Origin of the sequence: Catenibacterium sp. (assembly GCF_052354645.1) — a bacterium.
GTDB lineage: Bacteria > Bacillota_I > Bacilli_A > Erysipelotrichales > Coprobacillaceae > Catenibacterium > Catenibacterium mitsuoka_A.
This window is the reverse complement of sequence record NZ_DAWDDM010000035.1, coordinates 1-11,518: the sequence shown is the minus strand read 5'-3', so window position 1 is coordinate 11,518 and position 11,518 is coordinate 1. Positions and strand designations below refer to the sequence as shown.

9 protein-coding genes are annotated in these 11,518 nt (G+C 33.8%); 6 read left to right on the top strand and 3 right to left on the bottom strand.

Annotation, left to right across the window (positions count from 1 at the left end; all coding sequences use genetic code 11):
- The first annotated feature begins 12 nt into the window (after positions 1-12).
- The 6 genes from ACT8VG_RS02840 (at position 13) to rpoN (ending at position 8,843) form a co-directional block, all read left to right on the top strand.
- The gene (locus ACT8VG_RS02840) at positions 13-813 is read left to right on the top strand and encodes a PTS mannose/fructose/sorbose/N-acetylgalactosamine transporter subunit IIC (protein ID WP_444195160.1); all 801 of its coding nucleotides are present in this window, start codon (positions 13-15) and stop codon (positions 811-813) included.
- A complete protein-coding gene (locus tag ACT8VG_RS02835) occupies positions 810-1,634 on the top strand; it encodes a PTS system mannose/fructose/sorbose family transporter subunit IID (protein ID WP_006506710.1) in 825 nt (274 codons plus the stop codon). Before ACT8VG_RS02840 ends, ACT8VG_RS02835 begins: the two co-directional genes overlap by 4 nt.
- A gap of 30 nt (positions 1,635-1,664) precedes the next feature.
- The gene (locus ACT8VG_RS02830; protein ID WP_288706451.1) at positions 1,665-3,764 is read left to right on the top strand and encodes a hypothetical protein; all 2,100 of its coding nucleotides are present in this window, start codon (positions 1,665-1,667) and stop codon (positions 3,762-3,764) included.
- Positions 3,748-4,866 (top strand): glycoside hydrolase family 172 protein, encoded by a 1,119-nt coding sequence (locus ACT8VG_RS02825; RefSeq protein ID WP_006506708.1) that lies wholly within the window; start codon positions 3,748-3,750, stop codon positions 4,864-4,866. The genes ACT8VG_RS02830 and ACT8VG_RS02825 overlap by 17 nt, the downstream gene beginning before the upstream one ends.
- Before the next feature lie 106 nt (positions 4,867-4,972).
- Positions 4,973-7,606: a sigma 54-interacting transcriptional regulator gene (locus ACT8VG_RS02820; RefSeq protein WP_444195159.1), complete on the top strand. Its 2,634-nt coding sequence runs from the start codon at positions 4,973-4,975 to the stop codon at positions 7,604-7,606.
- Positions 7,596-8,843: an RNA polymerase factor sigma-54 gene (gene rpoN / locus ACT8VG_RS02815; RefSeq protein ID WP_444195158.1), complete on the top strand. Its 1,248-nt coding sequence runs from the start codon at positions 7,596-7,598 to the stop codon at positions 8,841-8,843. Before ACT8VG_RS02820 ends, rpoN begins: the two co-directional genes overlap by 11 nt.
- 10 nt (positions 8,844-8,853) lie before the next feature.
- Here rpoN and ACT8VG_RS02810 read toward each other — a convergent pair whose 3' ends face one another.
- The 3 genes from ACT8VG_RS02810 to ACT8VG_RS02800 form a co-directional block, all read right to left on the bottom strand.
- Complete coding sequence (locus tag ACT8VG_RS02810; protein ID WP_195921167.1) at positions 8,854-9,354, bottom strand: flavodoxin; 501 nt, start codon at positions 9,352-9,354, stop codon at positions 8,854-8,856.
- 107 nt (positions 9,355-9,461) lie between these two features.
- Positions 9,462-9,848 carry an HIRAN domain-containing protein gene (locus ACT8VG_RS02805; RefSeq protein WP_288706433.1) on the bottom strand — a complete coding sequence of 129 codons (387 nt, stop codon included), beginning with the start codon at positions 9,846-9,848 and terminating at the stop codon, positions 9,462-9,464.
- A gap of 11 nt (positions 9,849-9,859) precedes the next feature.
- Entirely contained in the window at positions 9,860-10,549 is a 690-nt protein-coding gene (locus ACT8VG_RS02800) for a hypothetical protein (protein ID WP_117458348.1), read from the bottom strand.
- Positions 10,550-11,518: the final 969 nt, after the last annotated feature.

The window sequence follows — 11,518 nt, the reverse complement described above, 5'->3', positions numbered from 1 at the left end:
GAGTGAGTTATTATGGTAAACGCATTTTTCGTCGCTTTGGCAGTATTCGTAGGCGTTGGAGGACACGAATTATTCGGTATGGTCATGTTAAGTAGACCAATCGTTGTTGCACCTCTTACTGGTTTATTGCTAGGAGATGTTCAGACAGGTTTATTAGTTGGAGCATCTTTAGAATCAATCTTTATGGGAGTTGTCAATGTAGGTATTTCAAGTACTGCTGAGCCAGCTCTAGCTGCAGGTCTTGCTACAGCATTTACAATTCAGATGGGTGGAAATGTTGGTACTATTATTCCAATCGTATTCCCACTTGCTGTATTAGGTCTTCAGTTCATGAACTTTATTTTCTCATTCGTTATTGGTCCATTCGCACCAAAATTTGAACAGCTAGCTTTAGAAGGTAAAGATAAATCAATCACAGCCCTTCACTTTGGTTTATGGGTATTACACTATGGTTTATATGCTTTAATTCCATTCTTTGCTGTATGGTTAGGATCTGATGTAGTGCAGACAATCTTACAGTCAATTCCTAAGGTAATCATGAATGGTTTAACAGTTGCTGGTAACATGCTTCCTGCTGTAGGTATGGCTATGTTAATGCAGATGTTATGGGATAAGAAAATTGGTATTTACTATATTCTTGGATTTGTTGCAGTGGCTTATTTAAAATTACCACTTATCGCTATCGCGGTATTAGGTGTTGTTATTGCATTAGTAACAGCACAGCGTGATATGCAGTTAAAAGATATGATGGCTAAACCAGCTGTTGCAAGCGCATCAGCTAATGAAAGTGAAGAGGAGGACTTTTTCGCATGAAACTAATGAATAACATTGATAAAGAAGAAAAGAAATTAATCAGAAAGATGTTCTGGAGATCAGGTGCTATGTATGCATCTGTTAACCCAGTTACTATGGGTGGTGCAGGTTTCTGTTATGCTATGATTCCATTCATCAACCATTTCTATAAGAATGATGAAAAGAAAAGACGTGAAGCTCTTGCAAGACATGTCTCTTACTTCAGTACTACAGTACCTCTTGCATCATTTGTAATGGGTATTGCTGGTTCAATGGAAAAAGAAAACAGTGAAAAACCAGACTTTGATGCTAATGCAATTGGCTCTATTAAAACAAGTTTAATGGGTCCTTTAGCTGGTATTGGTGACTCATTATTCTGGGGTGTATGGAGAGTAGTTTGTGCAGGTCTTGCTATTGGTTTTGCTAATGCTGGTAACATCCTTGCTCCAATTATCTTCTTAGTATTATTCAACGTACCAAACTTCTTATGCAGATACTATGGTGCATGTTTAGGATACTCTTTAGGTGCTAAGTATATTGAGAAATTATATGCAAACGGCATGATTGAAATCCTTACAAAAGCAGCAGGTATTGTTGGTTTAATTATGGTTGGCGCTATGACTAGCCAGACAGTCGTATTTAAGACAATTCTTGAATTCAAGATGAAGGGACAGTCATTAATGAATGTTCAGTCAGCTCTTGATAGTATCTTTAAAGGTATCGTTCCATTATTAATGACATTTGGCTGCTATAAGCTATTAAATAAGAAAGTCAACGTTATCGCTATTATCTTTGGTATCGTTGCATTAGGAATCGTTTTATCACTATTAGGTATTTGCTAATTAATACCACAGGAGGTCGCTTTGAATACAATGAAATGCAATCCATTCTATATGTTAAGAATCAAGAATGGAATCTATAGTACAGACAATGCAATCAGTTATTATCGCAATAAGCTTCCAGATGATACATTTTCATTTGATTCATCTAATCAAAAAGTTCAAGCCAATCTTGATGAATTTGGCACAATTAAAAACCTTACCTTCTTTCATCACAACTACTACATGGAAAGCAAACCAGGTGTCTGGGTAGGAAAAGACTTTGTTCAAGAACATGATCTTTCTATCTCTATTACCTGGAACGGTAATAAAACTGAATTGAAATCTGATAACTTAGATGTCATCGCTGATCTTGCAGATAATCTTTTTCCAAGAAGTATTCATCATTTTACCTGGGGAACAGTCAGCTTAATTGCTTGTGCACCTATTACTCGTGATGGAGAAAGATTAAGCAGTTTAATGTATGCCATTATCATTGAGAACCAAAGTGACTCGCAAAGAGAAGGAGCCTTAGAACTCCCTTCTCTTTATAAAAAGAAATACTCTGATACAAGAAATGTATTAATAGAATGCCGCGAGACACAATCTCACAACAGTATTTCATTTACTTTACCACCTCATTCTCAAAAAGAATTCATGATTGCTTTCACTGATCCTAATGCATATCAGGATACACAGAAACTGTTTAGTAGAAGTATTGATGAATGGTTAGAAGAAACACGTCAATATTATAAACAATGCATAGGTAAAGTCCATTTTGATAACGATCCAATGGCAGGGTACTTAATTGAAAGAGCCTATCAGCAGGCGTCTGGAGCTTTCGCCATGAATGGGTATAATCAAATACTTGGTTCAAATTGGGGCACTTATCCCGTTACTCCTCATATATGGAATAAAGATATGTATTATTCTAGCTTGCCTTATACAATGACCGAACCAGACCTATGTAAAAAAACAATAAAATGGTTTGCCCAATATGGTATCAAATACCCAGGTACTAAATTTGAAGGCGGCATCTTCCATTCATTAAGTAATTCTCTATCAGTGATTCTACTTTCTGGTGCGTATTATGATTATTTTGGTGATCATCATTTCTTTCTGGATAATGAAGATTTATATAAACAGATGAAGGAAATCCTTAACAAAGTCATTACTTCTAGAAATCCAGGTGAACCACACCTATACCACAGTATCTGGATTTCAGATGCCTACTCCCTTGGTACATATCATACAGGATCAAACATTTGTGTATATCGTGCATGTCGCTCCCTATCAAGACTTGCACTTGAAATCTTTGACGAGAAGGAATATGCGATTGAACTAGAAAATGAAGCCCAGGCAATCAAAAATGATATAGAGAAATATATGACTGTAGAAACGAATGGTCATCGTATTTTTCTAGAAGGTATTGCGTCACTTGATCTAGATGCAAAAGAACATATGTCAGATGAGTGTTATCGTAAAGAGATGCTTGATCAAGGACTTCAGTTCTTAACTGATGTGAATCATGACGGTACTATCACATTAAGAATGCATGATGGTGAAGAATCAGACACTACATTATTGAAATATTATGGCTATGAGGCAGGAGACAGAACAACTCACTATGGACAATTCAGTTCAAGTGATGAGAATCCTACTTATAGTAAACTGAGCAGAGGGATTAAATGGGGTAACCAGTCAGGTGCAACATTCCCAGGATATATTTCAATATTGAATGGTGCAGATAATGTAGAAAACTGGAGTGGAGAAAACGGCAGATTTAAAGAATTAGAAAGACTAGCTGATTTAGATGGCAGCTGGTGGTGGTGGCCTTATAAAGTAGGGTCACCTACTGGAGATGTCACACGAATGAACAGTTGTGGTAAATGTGGATGGGCATCAGGTATCTTCTATATCTTGTTCATTACAGAATTCTTAGGAATCAACTATGATGCACCAAATAAACACTTAACTATTCATCCTAAGGAATTTATTGGAAACTTCTTCTGGGAGGATTTCCATATCGGTGAATCAAGATTTGATATCAAGGTAACTGATCAGCACATTCATATTACCAATAAAAATAATTATTCAATTACTGTCAATCAACATGCAGTAAAGGAAGGAGAAGATTATGAATTTACTAAGTAATATCATGACTTATAAAGGAGAACGTTCTAGAGCTGTATCACCAGAAAACCCAACTGGTGAAAAAGGCAAAGCATGTATGGAAGCAAGTGCTTTAGGTCCATCAAGAAAAGGACGTGGAAGCATTAAATTACCTATGGGTGAAGAAACAGTGATTGCGGATATTAAAGGTCCAGGCATTATTAGACATATGTGGATGACAATCCGTGAAAATACTGAAAAAGGCAGCTTTGTCATGAGAGATGTTGTCTTAAGAATCTATTGGGATGGTAGTGATACACCTGCAGTAGAAGCCCCTATTGGCGATTTCTTCTGTAATGGTTTTGGTGAAAGATGTGATGTTGCTTCTTTACCAATCGTTGTGAATCCTACAGGAGGGATGAACAGCTATTTTGAAATGCCATTCGCAAAAAGAGCAGTCATCACAATGACAAATGAACATCCTAAAGATATTACATCATTCTTCTATACTATTAATTATGCTGAAGTTGATGCTTTACCTGAAAATTGTTTATATTTCCATGCTTATTGGCGCAGAGAACGTCAGACTGAGCTTGCAAAAGACTATGTCATCTTAGATGATGTAAAAGGTAAAGGCTACTATGTAGGTACTTACCTTGGCTTAACTGCACTTGAAAGATATTGGTGGGGCGAAGGAGAATTTAAGTTCTATCTTGATGGTGATGAAGATTATCCAACAGTGTCATCAACAGGTTCAGAAGACTACTTTGGTGGTGCCTGGGCATTCCATCAGAAAGATGAATTAGGAAGACCTTCAGTTAAACCATATTCTAACTTATTCTTAGGTTATCCATTCTATTCAACAAAGGATAAAACAAGAGAAAGATTTGAAACAGGTAAGTTGAATGCTGTTCATGCCTTTGGTAATGACAGCCTTCCTCGCCATGGCTTATATAGATTCCATATCTTAGATCCAATTGCCTTTGATGAAGATATCAAAGTCACATTACAGCAGATTGGTAACGATGATCTTTCATTATATGAAAGACAGGATGATGTTTGTACAGTCGCTTATTGGTATTGTGATCATAAAGAAGGATTCGATAAAGAATTCCCAAATAGAAGAGCAAGACTCCCAAGATAGTCAGACAGGAAGATATCCCTATATCTTCCTTTTCATGCGTGTTGGCATTAAATTGTTTTCTAACAGTTTTCAAGTTATAATTAATTAAGAGCAAGGAGGTATCATGATGGATGTAAAAGATAAGGTTTATATATCACTTCAAGAATGCTTAAATGAGTCTGAAAAGATTCCTACATCTCAGATTGCAGACAATCTACATTTAAGTAGACAGATTGTGACGCATTATTTAAATCAGCTTTTTGATGAGGGAAAAGTAAAGAAAACAGATACAAGACCGACTTACTGGTATATTGAAAAAGAAGAACAGAATGCACCTGTCGAAGAAGAATTAGATTCAGAAGTATTTGATTCTATGATTGGTGCAACAGGAAGTCATAAGAAAATAGTAGAAATGTGTAAAGCCTCTGTTTCTTATCCACCAAATGGTCTTCCAATTCTTATTATTGGTGAAAGTGGTGTAGGTAAAAGCTATATCGCAAAGCTCATTTATAAGCATGCATTACAGACAGGGAGTATCGATAAAAAAGCACCTTTTGTCGTATTAAACTGTGCAGACTATGCCAATAACCCTGAACTTCTTTCTGCTACATTACTTGGTTATAAGAAAGGTAGTTTCACAGGGGCTGATTCTGATAAGACGGGATTACTTCAAGAAGCAGATGGTGGTTATCTTTTCTTAGATGAAGTACATCGTTTATCATTTGAGAACCAGGAAAAGTTATTTGTATTTATGGATACAGGTAAATATCGTCCTCTTGGTGATTCTAAATGGAGAAATTCAAACGTACGATTCATATTTGCGACAACAGAAAACCCTCAGGAAGTCTTATTAGAAACATTCAGAAGAAGAATTACATTACAGATTACTATTCCTAACATTACAGAACGCCCTTTACAGGAACGTATAGAACTCATAGAAACATTCTATAAAGAAGAAGCAGAAAAGATTAAAAAGAATCTCACTATTTCTAGTGGAGCTGTCAAAATGCTTTGTTTCTCTAAGTTCCCTGGTAATATTGGTAGATTAAGAAATTTAATTCAGGTTAGCTGTGCAGAAGCTTATTTCAAACACGGTAAAGAAGACAATCTTCTTATTTCTGAAGCAGAACTTATTCATGCAGGGGGAGATATACCTGTCAATACAACAGGATTTCAGACTGAACGTAATATGGAAATATCCATTCTATGGAATCAACCTAAAGAATATATCCATCAGGAATACTATGATGAATATCATATCGAAATCATCGATCTCTTTCATAAGATAGAGACTGCATCATGGAGCCAGATTGACCAGCTCTATTTGAATTTCCGCGCAATTTTAAGAAAGATTAATCCTACACATAACAACTTAACAGAACAGCGTTTCTTTATGCAGGTCAGTAAGGATATATTGATTCGTTATGGTGTTAAAATGAATGATTCCTGTGGTAAAGAATTATATTTACTTTATATAACATTCAATGAAATGCATATTGAAAAAGAACAGGAATGGAAACTTAAAACTTATTTTGAACAATCATGCCCTAGAGCTTTCTATGTTGCAAATCGCATCATTATTGAATTAAAGAAGTATGAATTACATCTAGAAGATAATCTTTCATTTTTATTTGCATTAGCTATTCATGAATATATTAGCGAATCTTTAGAATTAAATGGTCTTATTGCAGCCCATGGTGATACAACAGCTTCTAGTATTGCGAAGGTTGTCAATCAGGCCTGTGGTACCTTTATTATGGAAGGTATTGATATGCCTATGGATACAACACTTGATCAGACTGTCGAAAAGGTACAGAACTATCTCTTACATTCTGCTAAGGGTAAAGGACTCATCTTACTTGTAGATACAGGATCTTTAAGTAGTATGTATTCAAAGATTAAAAATAATTTATCTGGTGATTTGTTGATTATTAATAACGTTTCTACCGCAATCGCATTAGATGGTGGCTTAAAGATGTTAGGTCATGGTTCATTTGAACAGATTGTAGAAAGCACAAAAAGAATTAATAGCTTTGATGTTCAGTTCTTTGAAGGATTATCTAAGAATAAGAATATTATTATTTCATGTATGTCCGGTGTAGGTATTGCGGAAAAGATACAGGAAATCATGAAGAAGACATTAGGAGACTGTGGTCTTGATTTTGTAACTATGGAATACAAGAAACTTCTTGATTTAATTAACGAAGATGATCATAAGAACTTTGATCAGACTCTTATGATTCTCACAACATCTCCTCTTCATGATGGTATTTCTACGCCTTGGTTAAGTGTCTATGATATATTGGATGGTCATGGTGAAGAAAACTTATGGAATGCGTTAAGAAGTGTAGTCACACCAGAACAATTTGAAGCATTGAAGAATGAATTTGTAAGATTCTTTACAATTGAAGGTATTGTCAGCAGACTACAGTTCCTCAATCCTACAGTCGTTATTCAAGATGTAGAAACAATTCTTCATCGTTATCAGGATTACTATAAGATGGAAATGTCAGGTCATATAAGATTAAACCTCTATATGCATATCGCATTTATGTTTGAACGTCTAATGACTGCAGATGATATAGATGATGAAGAAGAACCTACAAATCCATCACAAAAAGAATTCTATCGTATCTCAAAAATTGTTTTCCAGGATGTAGAAAAGAAATACCGTATTCATTTAGATAATTATGAATTATCTATATTGTATGAATTATTGAGTAAAGTCATTAAGGAGCCAATAGGCTTAGATGAAGCTTGAACTTAAACATAGTCAAAAACATCAAATATATCAGAAACAGATTGAAAAGAATCAAATTCTACAAATGGATGTCCAGCAGCTTCTTGCCCACATAGAGAAGATTTCTTTTGAGAATCCATTAATAGATACTGATGATATGATAGAAAGTACTTCTGATATAGGAAAAGAATTTGATATCGATAGTCTTTCAAGAAAATCAGAACAGACTTTAAAGGAAAACATTCACTGGCAATTAATAAACAAGGATATAGACAATAAAGAATTAGTAGAATCTCTTGTAGAGTTATTAGATGATAATGGATATCTACGTCTTTCAATTCAAGATATTTGTACTTATCTAAAATGTGATGAGAAAGAATATATAGAAGCTAAACATGCATTATTCAAGCTAGAACCTCCTGGACTTGGTGCAGCCACTTTAAAGGAATGTCTTCTTCTTCAATTAGAGCGCCTCGAAGAAACAGAAGATATTTATAAGACAAAACAACTTATTAAAGAATGCTTAGAAGATCTTTCAAAAAGTCATTATCATGCTGTTTCTAAGAAACTTGGCATATCACAAAACAAAGTAAGAGAACTACTACAAATCATCCTAACATTAAATCCTCGTCCAGCAAGTAGCTTTAGTTCTTCTATTGAAGTCAATTATCCTGTACCAGATATAATAATCAAGGATAATGCTGTACAATTAAATCCAGTAATCTATAAGGATATAAACATCAATACAGGCTATTTATCTCTTGAATCAGAAAGTAAAGAAACTAAGAAATATATAGAATCTAAACTAAGACAAGTTTCCTGGCTGCAACAATGTCTCACCCAAAGAAAGAATCTAATATATGATATTGCGGTCTTTTTACTAGACTATCAACAAGATTTCTTTATGAATAGAGGCTCTTGCCACCCACTTTTACAAAAAGATCTAGCTATGTTACTTGGAGTACATGAATCTACAATCAGTAGAGCCATTAAGGATAAATATATATATTGCGATAAGGGCTTTATTCTTCTAAGTGATCTCATTCCAAAGGGAACAGAAGATAACTCTGTTGATTCTATCAAAGAAACAATCAAAGAAGTTATTGATAATGAAGATAAGAAAAAGCCTTTAAGTGATCAGAAAATCACCAATCTCTTAAAAGATAAAGGTATTGAAATATCTAGAAGAACAGTAGCTAAATATCGTTCAGAATTAAATATTCCAGATGCCTCTGGTAGAAAGTACATAAAAAAGTAGAACTGCTGTTCTACTTTTTTAATAGCCATTCTTTAATTCTACTTTGTGATGTATCTACATCACTTCCTCTGATTGCGAGACCTTTCATTACTTCTGCATATTCACGGATGTCTGATTCAGTAGAAGAGAGTCCTGATCCTTCATGTGTACAAAACGGATAGATTTTCTTACTATTCCAATCAAAACTTTCCAAGAAAGTATAGACAGCCATAGGCATAGTGCCCCAATAATTAGGATAACCTAGATATATTTCATCATACTCATCAATACTCTCAAGCATATTTTTCAGCTCAGGTCTTACATTTTTCCTTAAATCATCTTTTGCTTCTTTAACACATGTATCATAATCAGCTGAATAGGGATGTATCTGTTTTATTTTATATAAGTCAGCCCCTATCATATCCGCAATCATTTTTGCGGCTTTTTCCGTATTTCCTACTTCTATGTATTTCTTTGTACCACCAAAATAATTCTCATCCGCTCTAGAATAATAAGCTACTAATTTCTTCATCTCATAATCCTCCTATATCTAGGATAACAGTCGGTAGGTACTCTCGGTCAATTGTTTTTTTGGTAATGACTATGTATCACGTATTCTACTTTCTGTTGTGTGAATAACTAGAAATCCATCAAACAGATCTTAATAGACACACACCACTGATCATAATCAGCCTCATAACATGAATACACTCTTGCATGAAGTATCTTACCCGCATCCATTAATCTAGCAAAAACACTATTATCCTTCTTTGGAATATACCCAAGTTTTTCCCTATCTGTAGTCATCACCTTAATCGCATTACTATCATATTTATTATCTGCTTCTCTTTCTAATAGAAGAGGTACATTCTTCTCAAGTCCTTTAAATACATCTTGATTATCTACATAACGTGTTCCTGCAATATCAGTAAAAGATAAGAATATTTCATTCATTAAAGGCATAATCACATTCTCTATACCATTCATTTGTACAGCTTCTAAAACCATATTTCTCATCTTGCTCATAAGTGCTCCTCCTAACATGCATGCATGACTTTTGTAAAACTATGATATTGTTTATTTAAATCATTTCTATATGATCTATATTTCAATATTTCCTTCTTCAGACTCTTTTCTTTTTCTTGAGGTGAGTAAGGTGGTTGGTTGACATAAAAATCAATTTCTTCTTTTATACTATTTATTCTGATCATGAGATAGATAATATCTATATTATGTCTTGTAGAATGTGTCTCATAATCCACCAGTGCCTCTATATTCATCAATTCTTTTAAATCATTATATCTATATGAATCAATGGAACGTTCCCACAAAGGATGTTCTTTATCTATTCTTTTGATGATTCTCTTAAATATCCTCTTTGCCTGTTTCATTCCATCAGTATTAAGAGATTTCTTTATTCTTTGTTTATGATTCCTTAAAATCTCTAACTGATGCATATAATCTTCTTTCACAGCATCTATGTAACTGTCTATTTCTTCTTTATATATCTTGATATGAAGATTATTGCACCTTTGACAATAGGCAAGTCTTTTCTTTAAGAAAATGCATTCAATCATGAGGCCATAATATTCTTTATACAAATTTCTAAACATCTGATAATATTTCTTCTCATTCTCTTCAACATTATTCTTTAACTCATCTCGTTTAATAATCAAGCTTCTGTATAAATCAATTAAGTATTCTTGAGTAACAGGTGTATGTTCCATAATCTATCCCTCCTTAACTACATAATACTACTTTTACTCAAACAATGTTTTAAGTATCTTTCCTATAAAGTATCTTTTTAGGCGTTCAAATATTTTTTGTGTAATGACTATGTACCACATATTAACTATCTTGCTATGTGAATAAAAAAGACAGAGAGTCACTCCCTGTCTACAATACTTTATAAATTGCTTCACTGACACTACTTACTACATCATTGACCTGTAACTTAATATCTTCAGGAGGAAAATATAAGTAACTAAATATATCGATTATTGTGATTAAATGTGATCAAATCTACTCAAAGGAGAGTTTTAAAATGAACACATCAAATTTCACGAATTATAAACCAAAGGATTTTTCTAAACTTTTAGGCGTATCTGTATAACGTTGGGATAGAGAAGAAACTTTATAGGCAAACCGAATTATAACTAATAGGCGTTATTGCACTTATGATCAGTATTTGCTAAATCAAGTTGTACTTTTAAGATTTTGTAATGTGTAGGGAATTATTGTAGAGCAGTGTATTGAAGGTTATGGAAACCCTGTAACGATTTATTGGATGAAGTAATGGAAAAAAATAAAACCGCAATTTGAATATCTGCAAACCATATGTTAGTGAAAATTAAATTTCATAAACACCTATTAAACGGCGTTCTCGAGATTAAACCTAGTGCATGGATTTTCTATTTGTTCTATAATTAGATTAGAAACCGGATGGAGCTGAGCTATAACCACATGTCAAATAAAGTATTAAGGCCTAAGAAGGATTCTATCTTTCAGTTAACCCAGAAATGTCTATTCCAGTAGTATTGAGAACTGTATTGAATTCTTCAAATTCATAAAATGATCTGGTAGCTTTTTATGTGATTTTTACGGATGTTACAGCATCATTCGCTGCATTCATACAATATTTTTCATAGATGTACTCTTCTTTTAGGTGTTTTCCTTTTCTTTTATGAAAATAAAGG